Genomic DNA, 20,911 nt, shown 5'->3' with positions numbered 1-20,911 from the left:
CGGCCGATCCGCCACCCCGGCTGGTAGTAGGCGGAGTGCCAGCCGCTGAACGCTGCTCTCAACTGCCCCATGATCGGATCATCCACGCGGCCCGGCGCGCTGTAGGGCTCTCCCGCGTCGACCCTGGCCAGCCAGGCGGTGAACGGCTCCGGCCCGTTGCTCTGCGGGCTCAGTGAGCCCTCGTCGAAGACACCGTTGGCGGTGCCGAGGCTGTACAGCCCGCCGATGTAGCTGGTCTTGGTCACGCCGATCGGGTTGCCGACGCCGGGAGTGTCCGGCGCCCCCTGCGCCGACGAGTACAGGTCGCTGCCCCGGTACGGCTCACCAGCGGGCGCTTGGGAAGGTCCGCCCGGATGGCCGTTGGGCATCAGCGCGTAGGCGAGGTCGGTCCACGGGTACTTGGGCACGGCGACCTGCAGACGCAGCCGCGGCAGGCCGGGCCAGTCGCTCCAGTACTCGCTGCCTGCCTGAGCGGCTGCCTGCAGCCAACTCTCCCCGCCACCGTAGGAGCCGCCGCTGACCGCGACCTGGTTCCGGTTGATGTCGGGATAGGCAAGCGCCACCAGGGCGGCGAGCCACTGGGTGTCGCGGATCTCGACGTCCTTGTTTTTAACGCGGATGGTGCCGGCCGGCGGGCAGGCCGACCCGCCGGGCGGCAGGCAAGTCGGCGCGGCACCGGCCGGTGTCGACGGCTGATGGCTGGCTTTCGGGCCGTTGTCGCGGAAGCCGCGGGCGGTGTAGGTGAGCACGTAGTAGCCGTGTTCGGCGAACCAGTGGCTGTTCCAGTGGTACTTGTCCGCCCCGTCAGCGACTTCCGAGGTGGATTCCCACTCGTGCTTGTCGTTGCCGAAGCCGTGCAGCAGCACGATCAAGGGGTGGATGTCACCAGTGCCGGACATGGGCCGGGTGACATCCACGTCCAGCGGCGTGCCGTCAAAGCTGGGAACCTGCGCCGAGCAGATCGTCGCCCCACCCGGATACGCCGCACAATTCGCCCTCAGCGCCCCGGCATACGGCGATCCGTCGCCCGCCGCAGCCGCCACGGTGGGCGCTGCCCCCGGCAGGACCGCCAACAGAGCGAGCGTGCCGGCGAGGGCCACCCGGCCCCATTCCCTACGCGTCCGTGTCACCGTGATCCAGCCCTTCTACCTGCCCGCCTTGCTCCTCTCCTACTGATGTTCATCTCTGAAATGGCCAGCTCCGCAACAGCCCGTCACAGTCGGAGGGCGCTGTGACGACTGCGGGGTGGTGTCCACCGGTCTGCCAGCAGCCACCACCCCGCACACGGGATCTGGCGAAGGTCAGCTCACTTGGTGTCGGTTGCGGTGAGGGTGAACGGGACTGCGGCGCCCAGCCACAGTTGGGTGAGGATGAATCGGGTTCCGCTGGGGATCGTGCCGGCCTCGTCGGCGGCCGAGGAGGCCGCTGAGCCGAGCAAGGTGCACGACTCGTCGTAGAAGTACAAGTCGAAGTCGTACGGGGCCACGCTGTCGCTGCTCACGTGCACCTCGTGGGCGCCGTCGCCGAAGCTGTCCGGCAGCTTGGTGACCCAGCCGTCAGCGCCCTGCGCCGGTGCCGCCGGTACCGCACAGGTCGTCTTGAACGCCGTGGCTGTGACGCCGGTGGCGTCGTCGGCCGTGCCGGTGGACGGGTTTCCGATGGCGATGACGCCGGTCTCGGTCACCGGCGCGTCCGGCGGCGACGGGGGCAGCGGCTCGACCCCGGTGGCGGCGGGGGAGAAGACCTGCAGCTCGGCGGTCTGCACGTCGGTCTTGGTCTCGCCGAGCGCGGTGTCGGCCCAGAACCGCACGTACTGTGCCTGCACTGGCTTCGGCAGGGTGAACTGCTTGTAGTGCAGGTCAGGTGCGGTCGGTCGAGGCGTCTGGTAGATGAAGGCGTCCGCCTTGGTCAGGGTGGTCTGCCAGTTCGTGCCGTCGGTGGAGGTCTGCAGGGTAAACCCGCGCAGTCCCTCGAATCGGGAGGTAGTGAAGGCGCTGACCTGGATCGACGAGATCTGGGCCGGGGCGGCCAGTTTGATCACGGCGTTCCCGGTTCCCGGGGTGGTCTTCCAACTGCTGGCCTCGGTGTCGTCGATCAGGCGGGCGGCGCCGGTCGTGGTGGCGGAGACGATGGTGGCGCCGTTGGCGGCCGAGGCCAGGTTGGGTGCCAGGGCGAACCGCAACGCGGAGGTCTTGCCGGCGGTGACCTTGATGCCCGGGAAGGTCCGGGCGCCGAACCCGTCGGCCGCGATCGTCACCGGGTAGGTGCCGGCGGTCACCGGCGCGGAGAACCCGCCGTCCGCGGACGAGGTCCGCAGCGGCGTGACCCTGGCCTCGAACACGCCGAGCATGATTCGGGCGCCGGGGATGGGCTTGCCGGTGGCCGCGTTGACGACGGTGCCGGTCAGGGTGCCGTTGCGGGCCGGGTTCGTGTGCTCGTAGGAGGGGATGGGGTCGGTGTCGTCGCCGCCGTCGCTGACGGCGTGCAGGCCCAGGCCCCGCTTAGCGAACGCGCCGTACACGGCGTCCACGAGGGCGGCGTAGTCGGCGCGGCTGTGGTAGCGGTTGTCCAAGGCGGCGCGGATGGCGTCGCGCATGTCGATGAACGACGGGTCCGCCGGGGACAGCGGCATCGCGTCGGTGATCAGCCGCGCGGCGATCTCACCGCCGGCGGCCTGCCCGTACCGGGCGACGAGGGCTTTTCGCATGTCCCACAGGATGGTGGTCCAGGTCTCCCCGTCCGAGTGGACCTCGGGGCCGCCAAGGTCGTATCCGACGTCGCCGTAGCCGGTGGGGTTCTGGTCGTAGCTCCAGTTGCGGATGCCGCGTTCGCTGTTGCCAGTGACGTGCTGGCCGACCACGGCGGTGGTGGCGAGCTGGTTGCCGTAGAGGTGGTTCAGCGCGTACCAGTCGCCCCAACCCTCACCCATCGACCCGGACTGGTGGGTGTTGAGAGCGTTGTCCTCGCCACTGACGTACCGGTTGGACAGCCCGTGCGCGTACTCGTGTTCGATGACGGAGGCGTCGAAGTTGCCGTCGGAGTACGGCCCTTCGAAGGTGTCGTTGACCGGCTCCCACAGGAACATGCCGCTCCAGGCGGGGATGCCGTCGGGGAGGGTGAGCATGTAGGCGTTGTCGCGGCCGGTGTAGGTGGGTGCGCCGCCGGTTGCCGCCCCGGCGTGGACCAGCCCCAGAACGGGGTCGCCGCCCTGGCCGCCGTTGCCGCCGTTGTTGACCTGGAAATTACCTGCGGACTCGGTGAAGCCCAGCGCCCGGAACTCGTCGTGGATGCGGTTGTGGTGCCAGAACAGGTTCGTCGCCGCCGGATCGAGATCCAGGGCGTAGGACGGCGGCACGGACTGGCCGTTGCTGCGGGCCCAGTTCGCGGCGTACGCGTAGTTGAACTGCCCGGTGAGGCTCACCGGTCGTGGCCCCTGATCGGCGGGGACCAGGAAATTCGAGTAGTTGGCGTAGGTGTTGGCGTTGTTGCCGAGCGTCGTCGGGCCCGCCAGGCCCACCAGCCCGGTCGGGTCGACGTAACCCGAGGGGGACTGGGCGGTCGGCCCGAACGACTTGACCACCGGGGCGCCGCCGGCCGGGGCTCCCGGGTAGTTCTCGTAGACGGTGCCTTCGGCGTCGTGCGCCACCAGGGATGCCTGGTACAGCGTTTCCCCGGTCGCCGCGTCGACGACGGTGTCCCACGCCTGGTCGAGGGACTTGATGAACAGCACCCGGTAGGCGGGCCGGGCGCCGTCCCGGGTCGGGAACGCCGCCTTCTGCACATAGGAGGCGCCGGCGAACGGCCCCTTGGCGAACACCTGGAAGCCGGCGCGGTCGCCGGCCGGCACAGCGGTGAAGGACACCCCGGGGGCGAGCTTGCCGGCCACGCCCTCCAGCACCTTGGCCGCGGAGAGTTGGTGCGTGCCCAGCAGCGTGCCGGTACGGGCGGAATTGCCCGCGTAGGAGAGAACCTTGCCGTCGCTGGTCACCGCCACGCCGAGGCGGCCACCGCGGACCGCCGGCAGACCCGCGTACGTCTGCGTGAAGTTCACGACGTGCGTGCCGGTACCGACGAGTTCGTGGTCGCGTACGACAGCGAGTGACGCGACGTCCGCCGCGGTGAGGCCGAACGCGTCACGGTTGCCGTCGATGAACGACCGGGCCACCGAGACGGGGTCTCCCGAGCGGGGCCCGGTGAGCCAGCCGCCATCCTTGCGGATCGTCCGAGGCGTGCCGAACCGGCCGTCCCAACTGACCCGAGTACCGGCACCCGCGACGGCGACCAACTCGCGCGCCGCACTGACCTGACCTTCCGTGGGGCGCACGGACTGCCCCGTACGCCGGACATCAAGCCTGTCGACGACCGGCGATCCGACGTCAACGACGGCCGAGGCGACAGCAGGATTGAGTGTGAGAACCAAGGCGAAAGCCGCCCCGACCGCAAGCGGTCGACGAATACCCATCGAGACTCCTATGCGGGTCTGATCATGCCTGCGCCCGTGCCGGTGCCGGCTGCCTGTCGTACTGCACATCGACGGGGACGGCTGCATCGCAACGGAACGTGCAGGACGCAGTCCTACGGCTACGGCACGTGGATGCGGCTGGGGCGGGCGGATGGTTCCTCCGGGCCGACGACCTATCGGACGTCGCCGGACAGTAGCGGCTACCGCCGTCCCGGCCTCGGCGCTGCGATGGGTGACGTGACCGGCGCCGGCCGGGCCGGCCTGGTGACCAGCGCCGACGGGTACACGACGAACCGCGTCAATGGGCTCGGGTGTCAGGCGGATGCCCTGCCATCGTGGACGTCATCGGGCACGGGAAGCCGAACCTCGTCGCTGTCGCGTACGACGGGGTGGCGATCCGCCGGCAGCCCTGACGCTCGCCACCCGTGGGCCACATGCTCGGGTTGTCCTTACTGCAAAGGATGTAACGGTGAGTTCGTTGTTGACGCACATATGCCGGATGGGTTGCGGCACATCCACGGCGCGGCAGGGGTGGGACACCCAACCCCTCCCCGGCACCCCCGGAGGGTTCCTCGCCCCTGCCGCCCGCGCAATGCTGCAGGTCGATTGTGTTACGCCGACAGTTCGCTCAGCGCACGGTGACTCCACGTTCTGACCAACGGCAAGGACGAGGTGAGTGGTAGACGGTCAAGCGAGCACCACCGCCGTAGCCGGTCGGTCGGCTGGTCGACTGCGGAAGTCGCGGTTGGCCAGGACGTAGCCGAACATGTGCCGCAGCACCTCGGCGTGCTGCTGTGGAGGTCGCTCGGCAAGGAAATCCTGTGCCCCCCGTTACTGCTGAACGGTCCGGCCCTAGCGGATCGTGATGTGCCAGCGCGTTCACCTCTCCACATCCACAGGAACGTCGAACACAGGTTCGGGTAGATGCGGTGCGTTCAGAGATGGTGGCCCGCTCCAAGGGACGGCTTCTGCGCTGGCGGTGGTGACCGGTTGGCTCGACCGGCCGAACACTCAGCGGCTGGGCAGCAGTGCTGCGAGCTGCGCCAGCCCGGCGGCAAGGGTTTGGTAGCCCGCGCTGGAGAGCTTGTTCTCCTCGCGCAGCTTGGCCACCTTCTTGCCAAATTCCTCGAGTTTGTCCCGCGCTTTGTCGACCTCGCCATCGGCGAGCTTCTCCGCAGCGTCCTTCAGCCGCTTGGTGAGGTCCTCGCCGGCATCTGGCTTCAACTGTCCGTCCTGAACGAGCTCGCGGACCGTGGTGTGCAGTCCCGCGATGACATCCATAGGGCGCAGGGTCGGACGGGGGGACGGCTTCACAGAGGGCGAGGAGGACGGGGACGCCGATGGCGCGTCGGTCACCTGCGATTCGGCTGCCTCTGACACCGCAGCGTCAGTGGCCGCAGGAATTGCCGGTGCGGAACCGGCCCCGGCCGGCTCGGGATCGCCGCCGGCAAACATAAGGGCCACGGCGGCAAGGACGACCGCGGCCACCGCACCTGCCACCGCCGCCCACATGAACCAACGCATCCTGTCAGGGGCACCTTCTGCCTGTCCGGAGACCGGCACCAGTGGCATCGTCGGCGAGTCCACGGCTGAGCGATGGGGGCTAGGCGTGGCAGGCATGCCCGGCATCATGCCAGAGCTCGCACGGGAGCTCGAAGGGAAAGTAGCGCGGGCGGTCGGTCTCGCCGCTCGTAACCGAGGGCTCAACGGGTAGGGCGATGATGTGGTCGCTGGCGATCGGCTACCCCGGGCATTCGGGCAGATGCGGCGGCGAAGGACCAGGTGCCCGCCGCACGAGCACGGCCACAAATCGCGCACCGGGCTACGACCTCGACGTAAGTGATCCTCAACTGCTGGACGGGGGATCACTGCAGGTGCACCAGTAAGGTCGGGTGGGTGCCCGAGACCGAACGGTCCCGGGCACCCACCGATGCCACGATGCGCCGACATAGTTCCCACCCGTCAGTGGGCGGGCAAGGTCAGTCCTGGAGGGGACGCCAATGGCCCGACGCCTGACCCGCCTCGAGACCGAGGTACTTGTCTTTCGCCGCATGATCCTGCTGCTCGACGACGCGGGCGACGACGACGTGTCCGAAGAGGACTGGCTGTCGATCGCCCCGAACTGCGTCATGGCGATCAGCGCCGGCGCCACCGACCATTACGCGAGCGTGACCGTCGAGATCTGGGACGGCCCGCCGCCCGTGCTCGACGGGTGGGAGAGCGGCAAAGCCGGACGCGTCCGGCTGGACAGCGGCTATCTGCAGATCCAGCCGACCGACACACATGTTCTCCGGATCGGCCCACCCGGCCACTACGAGGTGCGGGCGTACAGCAACGGGCGGGCCCGCATCGCCGCTTTGACGCCTCGACCTGGCATTGAGCAACTGCGTGGAGTGGAGTCGTTCCTGTTCCAGTTCTGGCCGACGGGCCTGTCCGGCTGAACGACGCGTGACGTATGCCACCGAGCCGCGAAGCTGCACAGCCAGCAGAAGCCCGGCGTAGGTCCGCGGGTTCCGGATCAGGCAGCAGGTCGGTCTGATCGAGGGCCAGTTGCTGCGGTCGGCCCACGCGTCCGCCCCTACCTCGGCCTGAGGAAACGGAGTCGTGTCGTGGCCGCGAGTGCCCAGGTCGGGGCGCTCCTTCCGCTCCTGCTCATCGTTGCGCGCGTTCGGCATCGAGCCGAAAACGAGTTCACCGTCCTCGGAAGACCGCCTCGATCCCCGAGATCCGCGGCGACCCGTCGGCTCGCAAGGTGGTAATGATCTTGTTCCTGTGAGCGTCGATGGGCGCGCGTACGCGCTGCGCGAACTCCGGCTCTGCCTGTTCGACGTTCTGCCATGCCGTCAGACGCACATGATCGCACCATCCGGACGCGAGCGGCAGGACCGAGCGTCACTGAACGTCATGAACGCCTCGCGGCATGAGGGGGCGTTGCTCAGGCCCGCGACCACTCCTGTTCGAGGATGGCGTAGCCGACCGTGTCCAGCCATCGGCCGGACCGGTGCAGTGACTCGCGGACCGCGTGCAATTCGCGGCGCATGCCGACGCGCTCCATGAGGCGCCAGGAGGTGTCGTTGCCGAGGAAGCAGTTCGCGGTGACCCGGCGCACGCCGAGGTCCTCGAAGCAGTAGCGGAGGAGCTCACGTACGGCTTCGGTGGCGTAGCCGTGGCCGGTGAAGGCGGGATCGAGGACCCAGCCGAGCTCTGCCTGCATGTCGCGCGCCTGGTCGGCGACATCGAGCTGGGCCCAGGCGTCCTCGCGGCGGAGCATGAAGTCGCCGATGGTCGGGGCCTCGGGGTCGTGGCCGAGGGTGACGATGACAGTGGTCGCGAGGCGGGCAGGCTTCGAGAACAGCTCGCGGTAGCCCTCGAGGTCCGCGGGGCAGCCAGTGAGCCACTCGTTGACCGACTCGAGCTGACGGAACGCCCAGGTCGGGTCGGCGTCGTCGGCGGCGGCGGGACGAAGGGTGAGGCGCTCGGTCTGCAATGGGCGCTCGAGCACCGACGGGCAGATGGGAGCCGGCGTGCCGGTGGTGCGGAGCTCAGTGAGGACGGCGCCGATGTCGCGCAGTCCGGCGAGCACACCGTGGAGCTGCGCTTGGTCGGCGACCGAGACTGTGACGGTGGTGGTGCCGTCGTCGTCGCGGGTCAGGTCGAGCTGGCCGAGCCAGGCGGACCAGTGGTCGTCGAGGTGGCCGTCGACGCGGATCGCGTACGTCGTGGGGGCGGTGTTCATGAGGGCGCTCCAGCTTGCTGAGGACCTGTGGGGAGTGCGGGGCGCCGACGGGCGGGACTTCGAAGAGCCCACTCGGCGACGGCCAGGTTGATCACCCAGCCGGCGCCCTTGGCGAGATCGGCGGCGAGCACGCCGGCGCCGAAGATCGCGCCGCCGATGCCCTCGGTGAAGGCCTGGGTACCGGCGGCCAGGCCGATCGCGTACGCCCGGATCATCCACGCCCGCTGGGCCGCGATGTCGCGGCGACGTACGGCGGTGAAGCCGAGCACAAGGCAGGCGGCCATCGCGGACCCGAAGACCAGGCGGAGCACGTAGAGCAGGCCGCCGGTGCCGGGCTGCGCCTCGTAGAACAGCGTCATCCAGAGAGCCGAGGTCGCCACCAGCAGGCCGGCCACGGCCAGGACTCGGCCGGCACGGCGGTGCCAGGCCAGGTGCCGGCGGCGGAACCGTGGCACGAGCTGCAGGATCCCGACGAGCACGTACATCGTCGCGCCGACGATGTGCACCACGAGCGGGAGCGGGAGGCCGGTGAACCGGTGGTCAGCGGGGATGACGGCCGGGCCGCCGGCCAGCTGGATCAGCCGCAGCGTCCCGGCCGTCAGCGGGATCGCGCTTAGGGCGACCAGCGCCATCGGCACCGGCCAGCTCCGTTTCCGGGTGCTCACCGGACCGCGGCGACGTCGGCGTGGACCGTGGGCCGGGCGTCGACCGCCTCGGCGGCGTCGACCCGCCGGCGCCCGTCACGCCACAGCGAGATGCCGAGGCCGATCAGCGCGACGCCGGTGGGCACCGCGAACGGGCGGTCGAAGGACTCCGGCAGCACGGACAGCGCCAGCGCGGAGACGGTGCCATAGGCCAGCAGCAGGGCGGCCCAGCGGGGCAAGATGCCCGCTCGGAACAGCGCGATGCCGAAAAGCAGGCCGCCGAGCGAGTAGCCGATGCCGGTGATGCCGAACAGGACGGTCATGCCGCCGATATCGCCGCTCGGGCTGCCACCCATGGCGGCGTCAACATAGTCCTGGACGTAGCCCGGGCTCGTCTTGGCCACGGTCGGCAGGACGCAGGCGACGATGACCTGGTTGGCGAACATCGCGAGGTATCCGACGGTCAGCAGCACGTAGCCGGCCACCCCGAGAACCCCGAACCTCCGGTGGTTGCGGAGGAACATGCCGGCGAAGCCGGCCAGCGACAGGACGGCCATCACGGCCTTGGCGGTCTCACGGACCGCCATCTCGGTCGTCACGATGTGCGCGACGTCGGCCGGTGGGTGGTTGACCTGGACGCCTGCGTAGATGGCGCCGGCGGCGGCCGCGCACAGACCGGCGGCTGCCGTGATGCGATGGGTGGTGATGTTCATGTCGGATTCCTCGGTGCCCGGTGCCGGGCGGGGTGTCCGGCGATATCCGGGACGTTAGGAACCGACGTGGTGAGGCCACATCACCATGTGATGTGACCAGGGTGGTGATTCGGCCGCGGTGACGCTCAGAGCAGCCCGAGGTCCGCGGCTCGGCGTACCGCGGCGCGGCGGGTGTTCACGTCGAGCTTGGTGAAGATGTGCTTGGTGTGCGTGCGCAGCGTGTTCACCGAGACGAAGAGCTGTCGCGCGATCTCCGGCCCGCTGAGGTCGGTCGCCAGCAGCCGCAGCACCTCGAGCTCACGCCCGCTGAGTCCTTCCTCGCAGGCGGGTCTGGCGGGTTCGGGTGCCGACGGTCTTTGTGCGGCGGCCAGCAGGTGCTCGGCGTGCGTCCGTACGTCGTGCGGCGCGGCGCGGGCGACCTTCCCGAGCAGCTCGGCCATCGGGTACCCCTCGTCGAGGAAGAGCCGGCAGTAGCCGGCCGGCACCCCGTCAGCGAGGGCGGCAGCGAGGTCAGGCGCCGCCGAGTCCACGTCGCCGTTCGCCTGGTGGGCGAGCGCCCGCACCAGGCGCGCCTCGATCAGGCTGCCGTCGCGGCCCGCCGTCCGCGCGGCGTCCAGCACGCGGTCGAGCAGGTCGAGCGCCGCGCGCGCGTCACCCTCGGCGATGAGCAGCCGCGCGAGGGTGAGTTGGTCGTACTCGGCCAGGTAGGCCAGCGGATCTGTCGGCACGACCCCGCGCTCGCGGGCCCACGCTCGCGCCTCATCGAGGCGGCCCTGGGCGATCCGCACCCGTGCTCGGGCCGCGGCGATCGGCCGCACGTCCGGGAAGTAGCCGGGCAGGAAGAGCGGCTCCGCCTGGTCGAGCATCGCGACCGCGCCGTCGAGGTCGCCTTGCGCCTGCAGCAGTGCGGCCGTCGCGGTGTACCAGCGGTGCCGGTTCTCCAGCAGCGACGCCCGGTCGCCGAGCTCGCGGGCGAGCTCGAGGTGCTCCGCGGCCGCGTCGAGGTCGCCCTGCTCGCGGAGGACGTTGGCGAGGCCGACGTGCAGGTCGCCGGTGGTGGGGAGCACCGGGCCGGGGTGGCTCTCGGCCGCGGCCAGCGCCCGTTCGTAGAGCCGGCGCGCCTCGACCGGGCGTCCGCGCGCCAGCCACATTTCTGCCAGCACGACGGTGGCGCCCAGCTCGTCTGCGACCATGCCGGCCGCGTGCAGGCTGGCGACCGCCGCCGTGAACGTGTCCACCCCGGCGCCGAGGTCGCCCGCCGCCCAAGCCGCAAGGCCGACGAAGCCGGCGGCGGCACCGCGCGGGAAGTGGTCCTCCGGCCCGGCCAGCGCGAGTGCCCGGCGGGCGTGCGAGACCGTACCGTCGACATCGCCCCTGGCCTGGGCGACCGCGGCGCGGTAGACCGCGATCATGGCCGGGAGGGAGCGGAGCTCGCCCTCCCGGTCCCGGGCCGCCTCGGCCAGCGAGCCGGCGGTGGGAACGGTCGATGGCGGCATCGTGTCGAGACCAGCCTCAGCGGCGTCGAGCCACGCCTCCACCCCGTCGAAGTCGCCCGCGGATAGCCGGCTCCACCCAACGAAGGTGGCCAGCAGCGGTCGGCGACGGACGACGTCGCTGGGCAGCGCAACCAGCCAGTCGCGGAGGGTGCGGTCCTGGCGTCGTCGGCGCATGTCGGCCTCGGCGAGCTCGACGAGGTCGGCGGTGTGCTCGTGGTCGCCGCTCGCGATCGCGTGCCGTACGGCGTCGGCCAGCAGCCCGTTCTCGGCGAGCCATCGGCTGGCCGCGGCGTGCAGCTCACCGACCCGGTCGGCCTGCCGGGCAGCCAGGCGGGCACGCAATGCGTCGGCGAAGAGCTGGTGGTAGCGGTACCACCGGCGCTCGTCATCGAGCGGGACGACGAACAGGTGCGCGCGCTCAAGGGTCTCCAGCATCGGCTGACCGTCGGAGCGACCGGTCAGGGCGTCGCAAAGGCCGCCGGTCAGCTGGTCGAGCACGGAGGTGTCGAGCAGGAACGCACGCACCTCGTCCGGCTGCCGGTCCAGAACCTCCTCAACGAGGTAGTCGAGGACGAACCGATGGCTCCCCGAGAAGGCCTCGACGAACCCAGCGACATCTCCAGGCCAGCCGGCGGCGGCATGGGCCCGGGCCGACAGCGCGGCCAACTGCAGCCCCGCCGCCCACCCCTCGGTGCGCGCCTCGAGCGCGGCCACCAGCGCGGGCTCGAGCTGCAGCCCCATCACCTCGTTGAGGAACACCTCCGCCTCGTCGGTGGTGAACCTGAGGTCAGCGGCCCGCACCTCCACGAGCTCGCCCCGCGCACGCAGACGGGACAGCGGGAGCGGCGGGTCGGCCCGAGTGGTCACCGCCAGCGTGACCTGCGGAGGCAGGTTGTCCAGGAGGAAGGTCACCGCCTCATGGACGGCGGCCGCGTCGATGACGTGGTAGTCGTCGAGCGCCACCACCGTGGGACCGGCGAGGACGTCGAGATCGTTGATCAGGCTGACCAGGACAGCGTCGGTTGGCGTGGCGCCGCCGACCTCCAGCAGGGCGAGCGCGTCGACACCAGCCTCAGGCTCGGCGGTCTGAATCGCGGCCACGAGGTGGGTCAGAAACTGTCGGAGGTCGGCATCGCCTGTGTCGAGAGCCAACCACGCAACTCTGCGCTGCGACTTCTCGGCCCCCGCCAGCCACTGCACCAGAAGTGTGGTCTTGCCGAACCCAGCCGGTGCCGCGACGAGGACCAGCCGCGGCCCTTCGCCTCCGTCCGTGCGCAGTTGGTCGGTGAGGCGGGCGCGTCGCACCAGCCGACGACGCGGCGAAGGCAGGTGCAGCTTGGTGCCCAGCACAGGCATTCGACCATCGTAGGCCCGCTGTGAGGCGGTGTTCAGCCGGTACTGGTCTGCGAGCAGTAGGTCAACATGCCCGCGCCCGAGGCGCAGTCCTGCCCACCGACCGTCTGCTGCGCTACCGCAACGGGCAGGCGATCAACAGCCGCCGCTACGACCACCTGTGGAAACGCATCGGCCGGCAGTTGCCTTGGGTGGCCGCCCAGGGCATCTCCTCCCACTGGCTGCGCCACACCACCCTGACCTGGGTCGAACGGCACTTCGGCTACGGGGTCGCCCGCGCCTATGCCGGGCACACCGACTCCACCGGGCCGGCCACCACCACGTACATCAAAGCGGACCTCCACGCCGTGGCGGCCGCGTTAGCCGCCAGAGCGGCAGACCACACCCGCTCGCCGCCGCCGCGGACCGCGCCTGCGGGCCGTGACGGCCACCGGAACTGCCGCCTACGGCCGGCCGGAGTCGAACGGGTCAGGTCACGCCGGTTGGAGGAACTTCAGCAGTTGGCTTGTGAGTTCGGCGGGGCGTTCCTCGAAGATCCAATGGCCACAGTCCTCGATGACGCCGCCGCTGACGTTGGAGGCGTAATGGGCGGCCTGTTGGGATACGGCGTCCCCTAGGCTCGCCTGGGCGCCGAGGGCGAGCACCGGCATGGTGAGTTTCGTCTTGGCGTACTCGGCGTTGTCGGCGATGTCCTGTGGAAGGGCGCGGAAATACTCAAAGCTTGCCCGCAGGTGGGCATCGTCCTGAAGGTGCCGGGCGTACTCCGCGACCTCGTCCTTGCCGATGCCGGTCTTCTGCACCTCCATCGAGTCGGTGAATCGATCCACCCAGAGTTCCTCCCGGCCGGCCACAATCTGCTCCGGCAGCCCGTTCGGGAGGCTGAAGAACCCGAAATTCCACAGGCCCGGCCCGTTCGGAGTGAGCGACGGAGCCTGATACAGGCCCTGGTCCGGGATGGGCGCCTCGGTGAGGACGAGCTTGCTCACCTGATCGCCGTAGGCGGCGGCGTACGCGTACGCAACCATGGTGCCGATGTCGTGGCCAACCAGGCAGATGTCCCGTTCGAGCCCGAGTTGGGCGAGCAAGTCGTGTACGTCCCGGGCGAGGGTCTTCTTGTCGTATCCGCTTGCCGGGGCGTCGCTCCCGCCAGCACCGCGCAGGTCGGGCGCGATGACGGTGTACCGCTTGGCAAGCTCCGGCAGAACCTTGCGCCACATGAACCACGTCTGCGGATAGCCGTGCAGCAGGACCAATGTCCCACCCTGACCACCCCGTACATAGTTGATCGCGATTTGACCGACCCGCGCCGTCTGTTCCGTGAATCCGGGTGGGATCCGTGCGCCGTCCATGCCTCCCCCTCGCAGTCGTCAGTCCCGTTTCGCGTACCCGACACCACGGTCGGCGTACCCGAATCGCCTCGGCTAGCGGAGCGGGCGGAAACCGGCCCGAAGCTCTTCGGTGAGCAGCTGCGGTTGTTCCCAGGCCGCGAAGTGCCCGCCCCGGTCGAGCCGGTTGTAGTGGATGAGATTGGGATACGCCCGCTCCGCCCAACTCCGCGGCGCCTGATAGAGCTCGTCCGGGAAGACGCTCACGGCGGTCGGCACGGACACGCCCTTCGCGGACAAGAAGGACAACTTGTTCTCCGCGTAGAGACGAGCCGCGGAAACCCCCGTGTTCGTCAACCAGTAGAGGGTGATGTTGTCGAGGATGTCGTCTCGCGTGAGACCGCCGGGTTGGCCGGCGAAGGCCCGGCAGATCAGCTCCAGGCTGGCTGCGTCATGGTCCAGCATGAAGCTCGCCAATGCGATGGGCGAGTCCGCGAGTCCGGTCAACGTCTCGGGGCGCGTCCCCATCACGAGGGCGTACGCTCCATGCTTCCAGAAGAAGTCGAGCTGCCCGCATGCGCGCTTCTCCTCTTCTGAGAGGTTGGCGGGCAGCTTGCTGAGCGCCTTGTTTATCCCGGTGATGTCGGACTGGATCAGTGCATCGAGGTCGGGGGGAACCGTGCCAGGCATGCTGGTGTGGATACCGAGCAGTTCCGGGGGCGCCTGCAGACCGATGAGGTCGGTGATGAGCGCGCCCCAGTCGCCGCCCTGGGCGACGAATCGGGTGTAGCCGAGGCGCTTCATCAGTTCGATCCAGGCGCGGGCGATGTGCTCCGGGCCCCAGCCTGGCGTGGTCGGCTTGCCGGAGAACCCGTAGCCCGGCAGGGACGGGATCACCAGATGGAAGGCGTCCGACGCGCTCGCGCCGTGTGCCGTGGGATCGGTGAGCGGGCCGATGATCTTCAGCTGCTCGATGATCGAGCCGGGCCAGCCGTGTGTGACGATGAGCGGCAGGGCGTCGTCGTGTTTCGATCGGACGTGGATGAAGTGGATGTCGAGCCCGTCGATCTCGGTGATGAAGTTCGGTAGTGCATTCAGCCTCGCCTCGACCTTGCGCCAGTCGTACTCCTTCTCCCAATAGCGCGCGAGCGCCTGGCTTGTTTCGAGCGGTACGCCCTGCGACTGATCATCGACGGTCTGCCTCTCGGGCCAGCGCGTCGCCCTGATGCGCGTGCGCAGCGCCTCGAGTTCCGCCTCGGGGATATCAATCGTGAACGGCCGAACACCTGCAATGCCCACCCGCTCTTCGGTCTTGACAGCCACATGGGCCTCCGCTCCTCGCCAGGCCATCCGCATACCACCTCGATCGCCGTCTACACCTGGCTGTCGCATGAGTTCGGCGATCCGAGCCGGGACGGGTGGGTACCGGATGCGGCAACGCCCTCGCCCTGTGGCTTGTTGATCTGGACCGCTCCAACGGCCTCGTGCGCCTGAGCGAGAAGAGCGGCACGTACGGTGGCAGCCGATCAGCCTCGGCCTCGCCGAGCACCTGCACGAACACGCCCGCGTCCGCGGCGTAGTTCTGCCCACCGGCCAGCTGTTGCGCTATGCAACGGCCTGCCCGGCCGGCACGTCCTTGCCACGGGGAGTCTCCTTCCGGCCGCCGCACTGGACTACGCCGCCACCGACCCGCCCTGGGCGGTCGCGACGGCAAGTACAACAACGTTCACCGCCTCCGTCGTCGCGCAGGTGCTGCACACCGCGGAAACCACTGCCCGTGCCGCGGCCGATGCCCTCAGCGGCGCGATCGGCCTGCTCACCTTCACGATCTTCCTCGGCAAGTGACCGCCACATGGTCGGCAGGACTTTTGATCCACAGCGCTACCGCCTACGGCCTGGTGCACTGGTGGCGCATACGGCCGGCGCTACGACCGCCTGCTCGCCGGTGATGTCCGCGAGGGCCACCCGCCAGCTTTGCTGGTGGCCCCTGGCGGGCCGGCGACCCTGATGACGACCAGCCAGAAAATCTCTGCTGAATCGGCTAGAAATCCTCGGCAGCACGGGTTACTCTTCTTTAGGTCGAGAACAGAGAGCCACTAAGACGCAGACGTACCGCCCGGCCGTGAGGTCACGACGGGCGGCGGGGGAGCGGAAGTTTCATCACCGTTCCTCCCGAACGGCAGTAGGAGCACGTCAGCCCCGACGTGAAGCGCGACGGGGCACCGCAGGTGGGGCCAAGGCATCTTCAGGGCTCCAGCTGATGTTCGCCGTATGTGTACGGGGTCATGAAGTCGCGTGGGCTCCGACATCGGTGGACGGCACGTCAAGTAAGGGAAAGAGAAGTAGAGGAAAGGGAGGGCCGTACACCGTTGGATCGCCCGCCGTCGGCCGTCAAACCAGGCCGGGCGGACACCGTAGTTTCCATCGAACGAGAGGTGGTCTCCGGTCACGCTTATGCGATCCTCGCACCCGAAGCCTTCACTGACGGCTGGTGCGGATACGACAAGCCGACGTTCCTGTCGGCAGATGGTGTTCTGACCCGTAACCCTGGGCCCCGGCGCGCAAGCGCCGGGGCCCTCGACGTGGAGGTGACATGGGGAAAAACCCCGATGACATGTTCGGCGACGAGGACTACCCCGCCTACACCATTGGCCGAGCCGCGGAGATGCTCGGTACCTCGCAGGACTTCCTGCGCCGACTGGACGAGGCGAAACTGATCGATCCGCACCGCTCCGCCGGTGGGCACCGCCGCTACTCCCGCTACCAGCTGCGCCTGGCCGCCCGGGCCCGGGAGATGGTCGACCAGGGCACCGCCCTGGAGGCCGCCTGCCGGATCATCATCTTGGAAGACCAGCTCGAGGAAGCCCTCCGACAGAACGAGAAGCAGCAGGGGACGCGGCGACAGGGCTGACCGAGCCGCCCCCGGGTGAGGCCGTCGGGCGTGGCCGCCGGTGTCGGTAAGCCAGCGGGCGGACCCGTCGTCCCCGCCTCGCCCCCTGGCGGGCCATACCCCGTTTGTGGCGCCTCTCGGCATCCCGGCCGGCCGGCGGTCCGAAGCGCCGCTATCGGGCGTCCGGCCGCCGCACCTGGAAACGGCTGATCGGCGGCGTGCAGCGCACGACCAAGGCCAGCCGCGGAACGGACGACGACCGTACGGGTGGAAACGCCCCTAACGCGGCGGCGTCGGAATCGATCACCGCTGCGAGGGTGACGGAGTTGCGCCACGCGGTCGCCGCGGCGGTCATGGTCACACGCAGCGGTGCGATGTGGTGGTACGCCGCGACCAGGTCGAACCAGCCACGCGCATTGCCGTACCTGGCCAAGGCCAGGCTGGCGAGCACCACCGCCATACCGCCGCTGGAGCCGCGCCCGACGCTCTTCGGTCGTGGAGTCCGCTCCAACAGCGTGAGCCGGTGGGGTCAGTCGCGCAGCTCCGGGTTGCGGCCCGCCGTCGGCCGGACCTGCTCCACCGCGAACGGATGGCGCAGTCGCCGCATGGCCTCCTCGTTAGGACCTCTAAGTAGACGATGAAGATTCTTCACGCCAGTCATCGCCTGCAAAGAAAGGTCGTGTCAGTCTCCATGCTGTCGTCGGTGCCGTCACGGATGAGGGTGGGGAGGTCGACACCGAGCAGGTGGCGACGCTGGCGGCCCTGTTCGGGCAGGTCAGCGATCCGCGAAGGCACGGGCGTGCGTCGTCGGCTCGCGGCGGTGTTGACCGTGACGACGCTGGCGCTGTTGTGCGGCGCCCGTAACTTCCGGCAGGCCGCCGACCGGGTGGCCGAGTTGCCGCAGCCGTCGCTGGCCGCGCTCAGCGGCAGGGCGACGCACAGCGAGCCCGCGACCACGGAAACGACGAGGGGCCCCGCAGCGCGGTGCCGGCGCTGCGGGACCCGTCTCTGCTGGGCGTCAGTGGGCGATGGCCGCCTGGGCGGCCTCCTCCTGGGCCCGCCGTTCGTCGCCACTGACGGTGTGCAGCGGCTTCTCCTTGATGAAGAGGACCACCACCATCGCCAGCAGTGCCAGCGGCGCGCCGATCAGGAACAGGTCGGCCGTGGCGGTGCCGTAGACGCTCTGCACGATCCGCAGCACCGGCTCGGGCAGCGCCGACAGGTCGGGGACCTCGCCGGCGGAAGCCCCGCCGGCCGCGGCCGGGCCGAGCTTCTCGGTCATCAGGTCGGTGACCCGGTTGGCCAGGACCGCGCCGAGCACGCTGACGCCGATCGCGCCGCCCATGCTGCGGAAGAACGTCAGCACGGAGGTGGCCGCGCCGAGCTCGCTGGCGGGCACGTCGTTCTGCGCCGCCAGCACCAGGTTCTGCATGAGCATGCCGACGCCGATGCCGAGCACGGCCATGTAGATCGACAGGACGACCACGCTGGTCTCCGCGTCGATGGTGCCGAGCAGGACCATGCCGACGGTCATGATGGCGCCACCGGCGATCAGGTACATCTTCCACCGGCCGTACTTTGTGATGAGCTGGCCGGCGACGGTCGACGAGACGAGCAGCCCGAAGATCATCGGAAGGCTCATGAGCCCGGCCACGGTCGGCGACTTGCCGAGGGAGATCTGGAAGTACTGGGAGAGAAAGACCGTGCCGCCGAACATGGCCACGCCGACCAGCACGCTGGCGATGGTGGCCAGCGAGACCGTCCGGTTGCGGAAGATGTCCAACGGAATGATCGGCTCGGCGGCGCGGGACTCGACGAACACCGCCACCGCCAGCAGTGCGACACCGCCGACCACCATCACCGCCGTCCAGCCCGACGCCCACGCGAACTTGTTGCCGGCGAGCGACGACCAGACCAGCAGCAGCGAGACGCCCGTCGTGATCAGCACGGCGCCGAGCCAGTCGATGCGCACCTGGCGACGGACGACGGGCAGATGCAGCGTCTTTTGGAGCAGGACGATCGACAGGATGGTGAACGGCACGCCGATCAGGAAGCACCAGCGCCAGCCGAGCCACGAGGTGTCGACCAGCACGCCGCCGATCAGCGGCCCGGCGATGGTGCCGACGCCGAAGACGGCACCGAAGATGCCGGCATACCGGCCGAGCTCGCGCGGCGGGATCATGGCGGCCATGACGATGGTGGCCAGGGCAGTCATGCCGCCCGCGCCGACACCCTGCACGATCCGGCTGAGCAGCAGAACCTCGACGTTCGGCGTGAAGCCGGCGATCAGCGAGCCGATCACGAACAGCCCGAGGGACAACTGGATGAGCAGCTTCTTGCTGTAGAGGTCGGCCATCTTGCCCCACAGCGGCACGGTAGCCGTCATGGCCAGCAGTTCGGTCGTGACGATCCAGGTGTAGACGGTCTGGCTGCCATTCAGGTCGGCGATGATGCGCGGCAGCGCGTTCGCCACGACCGTGGACGCGAGGATCGACACGAACATGCCGACCATCAGGCCGGAGAGGGCCTGCAGGACCTCACGGCGGGACATGCGTGCCGTGCCGACCTCGACGGCGTCGGCGGGCACAGTGGGTGCGGACATCAGGTTCCTTGTCTCGTCGATGGGGGAGCGCCAGGGACGGTGGTCACCGGGTGCATCGGGGGTCGGGCAGGCCGGCGGCGAGCGCGTCGAACGCCTCGTCAGCCAGCTCGGCCAGGGACCGGGCGCCGCCGGCGGCGGCCCAGCGGAGCATCGCGGTGCGGAACGCGGCGCCGGTTACGGCCGTGAGCAGTGCGGGGAAGCCATGATCCGGGGGTACACCCACCCGGGCGGCGAGGGTCTCGGTCATCGTCCTTTCCGCCTCGACGCCGAGCGCGGCCAGGCGCGGCAGCAGGGCCGGATTACGTGTGACGACCTCCATGCGCAGCAGCCACAGCTCGCGGTCGGCCTGCATCTCGTCGATCACCTCGGCGAGGGCCGTTCGGATGGCCGCGAGCGCGGACACCTCCGGCGGCACCTCGGCGACCCGGGCCACGAGCCGGGCGGTGTCGACGGCGTGGTCGCCGATGAGGGCGTCGTCCTTGCTCGGGAAGTAGTTGAAGAAGGTCCGGGACGAGACATCCGCCGCCTCGCTGATCTCCTCCACCGTGACGTGCTCCAAGCCGCGCTCGACGACCAGCCGCAGCGCGGCGGTGGCCAGCGCGGCCCGGGTCTGCCGCTTCTTGCGGTCCCGCAGGCCGGCGGTCGCGGGCGAGGTGCTGCCATCGGTCACCGGGCAACACTAGGACGGATATTTCAGTACCTGCAAACTTTCGTGCTCTGAAGTGATCAGGCTAACGGCGCGACCGGCGAGGGCCGGCACGCGGCAGCCCTCCCGGTCAGGTCATCTGCCGGCGTCCGAGTGCGCGGGGTGGCGCCGGACGAAGTCCTGGTAGGTCTCGTTCGCCAGCTCAAGTTCCCGTACCTGCGCGGCCAGCTCCGCCCAGCGCAGCTCCGCCGCCGAGCGCGCCCGGACGAGCCGGAGCTCGTGCCGGTGAGACGCCAGCTCACAACCATTCGTTGAGTTCTGGCGCGGTACAGGGTCGTCGTGCAGAACCGGTGGGCGCAGGCCGGCGCGTCATCGCGCCGGCCATGATCGGGCGCGCCACGGAGCTGGCGGTGCTCACCAGCGCGGTGGAGGCGCCGCCGGCGATGGTGTCGATCGAGGGTGAGGCGGGCGTCGGCAAGAGCCGCCTGGTAGCGGAGCTGTTGGCAGGCCGTAGGGTGGTTCAGATCCGGGCCGGCCCGACCGCTTCCCGCCGTTGCGCCGGCCCCGTTTCTCCTGTCGTCAGGCCGCGTCGCGGCGGTCGGCGGCTTGGCCCGTGCGGTGGGTCCGGCGGCGGGCGTCGCCGCGTTCCAGCCACCACTCGGCGACGAGCAGGTTGACCACCCAGCTCATCCAGGCGCTGGCGCCGGCCGCTGCCCGGATCATCGCATCCTGATCGCCGCCGTAGGTCGTGTCGACGTGGGGCAGCAGCAGGATGACGAAGAGGATCAGCCACGCCCGGTTCAGCACGATTGATGTGGTCAGGGCGAAGCTGCGGATCATCCACCGGCGGTGCTCGACGAATCGGCGTTGCCGTGCCATCCGGTATCCGGCGATCGAGGTGGCGAGCCAGAGGACCGCGAGCATGGTGTTGCCGACCTGTGAGACGAAGCCGGTGCTGCTCAGGGGTGCGACGCCCAATACGGCGATGCCCGCTGGGAAGACTCCGGCGAAGAAGTACGCCCGGCCGATCCACCGGTGCGCGGT

17 protein-coding genes are annotated in these 20,911 nt (G+C 69.7%); 2 read left to right on the top strand and 15 right to left on the bottom strand.

Annotated elements, in window-relative coordinates:
* From FXF52_RS34970 to FXF52_RS34960, 3 genes are all read right to left on the bottom strand, one after another.
* Positions 1-1,130, bottom strand: a 1,130-nt coding sequence (locus tag FXF52_RS34970) for an alpha/beta hydrolase family protein (protein ID WP_370518066.1), incomplete at its 3' end; no start/stop codon positions are given.
* Positions 1,131-1,306: 176 nt separating this feature from the next.
* Positions 1,307-4,324, bottom strand: coding sequence for a M36 family metallopeptidase (locus FXF52_RS34965; protein WP_222870844.1), 3,018 nt, complete (start codon positions 4,322-4,324; stop codon positions 1,307-1,309).
* Positions 4,325-5,473: 1,149 nt separating this feature from the next.
* Entirely contained in the window at positions 5,474-5,986 is a 513-nt protein-coding gene (locus FXF52_RS34960; RefSeq protein ID WP_148803734.1) for a hypothetical protein, read from the bottom strand.
* Between the two features lie 476 nt (positions 5,987-6,462).
* Here FXF52_RS34960 and FXF52_RS42075 point away from each other — a divergent pair, with 476 nt between their 5' ends.
* A complete protein-coding gene (locus FXF52_RS42075; protein ID WP_187413901.1) occupies positions 6,463-6,903 on the top strand; it encodes a hypothetical protein in 441 nt (146 codons plus the stop codon).
* Between the two features lie 494 nt (positions 6,904-7,397).
* Here FXF52_RS42075 and FXF52_RS34950 read toward each other — a convergent pair whose 3' ends face one another.
* From FXF52_RS34950 to FXF52_RS34920, 6 genes are all read right to left on the bottom strand, one after another.
* Entirely contained in the window at positions 7,398-8,198 is an 801-nt protein-coding gene (locus FXF52_RS34950) for a GNAT family N-acetyltransferase (RefSeq protein ID WP_148803732.1), read from the bottom strand.
* Positions 8,195-8,830 carry a DUF2306 domain-containing protein gene (locus FXF52_RS34945; protein WP_148803738.1) on the bottom strand — a complete coding sequence of 212 codons (636 nt, stop codon included), beginning with the start codon at positions 8,828-8,830 and terminating at the stop codon, positions 8,195-8,197. The genes FXF52_RS34950 and FXF52_RS34945 overlap by 4 nt, the downstream gene beginning before the upstream one ends.
* Positions 8,831-8,859: 29 nt before the next feature.
* Positions 8,860-9,555 carry a hypothetical protein gene (locus FXF52_RS34940; protein ID WP_187413900.1) on the bottom strand — a complete coding sequence of 232 codons (696 nt, stop codon included), beginning with the start codon at positions 9,553-9,555 and terminating at the stop codon, positions 8,860-8,862.
* 125 nt (positions 9,556-9,680) lie between these two features.
* Positions 9,681-12,407: a tetratricopeptide repeat protein gene (locus tag FXF52_RS34935; RefSeq protein ID WP_148803730.1), complete on the bottom strand. Its 2,727-nt coding sequence runs from the start codon at positions 12,405-12,407 to the stop codon at positions 9,681-9,683.
* A gap of 470 nt (positions 12,408-12,877) precedes the next feature.
* Complete coding sequence (locus tag FXF52_RS34925; RefSeq protein WP_148803728.1) at positions 12,878-13,753, bottom strand: alpha/beta fold hydrolase; 876 nt, start codon at positions 13,751-13,753, stop codon at positions 12,878-12,880.
* A gap of 72 nt (positions 13,754-13,825) precedes the next feature.
* Positions 13,826-15,052, bottom strand: coding sequence for an epoxide hydrolase family protein (locus FXF52_RS34920; RefSeq protein ID WP_255472704.1), 1,227 nt, complete (start codon positions 15,050-15,052; stop codon positions 13,826-13,828).
* A 1,270-nt stretch (positions 15,053-16,322) separates the two neighbouring features.
* On the opposite strand from FXF52_RS34920, the gene FXF52_RS34915 reads away from it, so the two are divergent.
* Positions 16,323-16,640, top strand: coding sequence for a MerR family transcriptional regulator (locus FXF52_RS34915; RefSeq protein WP_148803724.1), 318 nt, complete (start codon positions 16,323-16,325; stop codon positions 16,638-16,640).
* A gap of 151 nt (positions 16,641-16,791) precedes the next feature.
* Here the strand turns inward: FXF52_RS34915 and FXF52_RS43530 are convergent, their stop codons facing one another.
* The 6 genes from FXF52_RS43530 to FXF52_RS34890 all read right to left on the bottom strand — a co-directional run.
* Positions 16,792-17,079, bottom strand: a complete 288-nt coding sequence (locus FXF52_RS43530; protein WP_255472703.1) for a hypothetical protein — start codon at positions 17,077-17,079, stop codon at positions 16,792-16,794.
* Positions 17,080-17,148: 69 nt separating this feature from the next.
* A complete protein-coding gene (locus FXF52_RS43525; RefSeq protein WP_255472702.1) occupies positions 17,149-17,280 on the bottom strand; it encodes a hypothetical protein in 132 nt (43 codons plus the stop codon).
* Positions 17,277-17,576: a hypothetical protein gene (locus FXF52_RS34905; RefSeq protein WP_148803722.1), complete on the bottom strand. Its 300-nt coding sequence runs from the start codon at positions 17,574-17,576 to the stop codon at positions 17,277-17,279. The genes FXF52_RS43525 and FXF52_RS34905 overlap by 4 nt, the downstream gene beginning before the upstream one ends.
* Positions 17,577-17,637: 61 nt before the next feature.
* Positions 17,638-19,221 (bottom strand): MDR family MFS transporter, encoded by a 1,584-nt coding sequence (locus tag FXF52_RS34900; RefSeq protein WP_148803721.1) that lies wholly within the window; start codon positions 19,219-19,221, stop codon positions 17,638-17,640.
* 43 nt (positions 19,222-19,264) lie between these two features.
* A complete protein-coding gene (locus FXF52_RS34895; protein WP_148803719.1) occupies positions 19,265-19,891 on the bottom strand; it encodes a TetR family transcriptional regulator in 627 nt (208 codons plus the stop codon).
* 555 nt (positions 19,892-20,446) lie between these two features.
* Positions 20,447-20,911, bottom strand: a 465-nt coding sequence (locus FXF52_RS34890; protein WP_148803717.1) for a DUF2306 domain-containing protein, incomplete at its 5' end; no start/stop codon positions are given.

Origin of the sequence: Micromonospora sp. MP36, from assembly GCF_008119785.1 — a bacterium.
Taxonomy (GTDB): Bacteria; Actinomycetota; Actinomycetes; order Mycobacteriales; family Micromonosporaceae; genus Micromonospora.
The sequence above is the reverse complement of the archived record's forward strand: the minus strand, read 5'-3'. Positions and strand labels throughout refer to the sequence as shown.

Bases quoted from the DNA above. Each gene is read 5' to 3' on its own strand.
- FXF52_RS34960 (WP_148803734.1), bottom strand. From the start codon at position 5,986: ATGCGTTGGTTCATGTGGGCGGCGGTGGCAGGTGCGGTGGCCGCGGTC.
- FXF52_RS42075 (WP_187413901.1), top strand. From the start codon at position 6,463: ATGGCCCGACGCCTGACCCGCCTCGAGACCGAGGTACTTGTCTTTCGC.
- FXF52_RS34950 (WP_148803732.1), bottom strand. From the start codon at position 8,198: ATGAACACCGCCCCCACGACGTACGCGATCCGCGTCGACGGCCACCTC.
- FXF52_RS34945 (WP_148803738.1), bottom strand. From the start codon at position 8,830: ATGGCGCTGGTCGCCCTAAGCGCGATCCCGCTGACGGCCGGGACGCTG.
- FXF52_RS34940 (WP_187413900.1), bottom strand. From the start codon at position 9,555: ATGAACATCACCACCCATCGCATCACGGCAGCCGCCGGTCTGTGCGCG.
- FXF52_RS34935 (WP_148803730.1), bottom strand. From the start codon at position 12,407: ATGCCTGTGCTGGGCACCAAGCTGCACCTGCCTTCGCCGCGTCGTCGG.
- FXF52_RS34925 (WP_148803728.1), bottom strand. From the start codon at position 13,753: ATGGACGGCGCACGGATCCCACCCGGATTCACGGAACAGACGGCGCGG.
- FXF52_RS34915 (WP_148803724.1), top strand. From the start codon at position 16,323: ATGGGGAAAAACCCCGATGACATGTTCGGCGACGAGGACTACCCCGCC.
- FXF52_RS43530 (WP_255472703.1), bottom strand. From the start codon at position 17,079: ATGGCGGTGGTGCTCGCCAGCCTGGCCTTGGCCAGGTACGGCAATGCG.
- FXF52_RS43525 (WP_255472702.1), bottom strand. From the start codon at position 17,280: ATGACTGGCGTGAAGAATCTTCATCGTCTACTTAGAGGTCCTAACGAG.
- FXF52_RS34900 (WP_148803721.1), bottom strand. From the start codon at position 19,221: ATGTCCGCACCCACTGTGCCCGCCGACGCCGTCGAGGTCGGCACGGCA.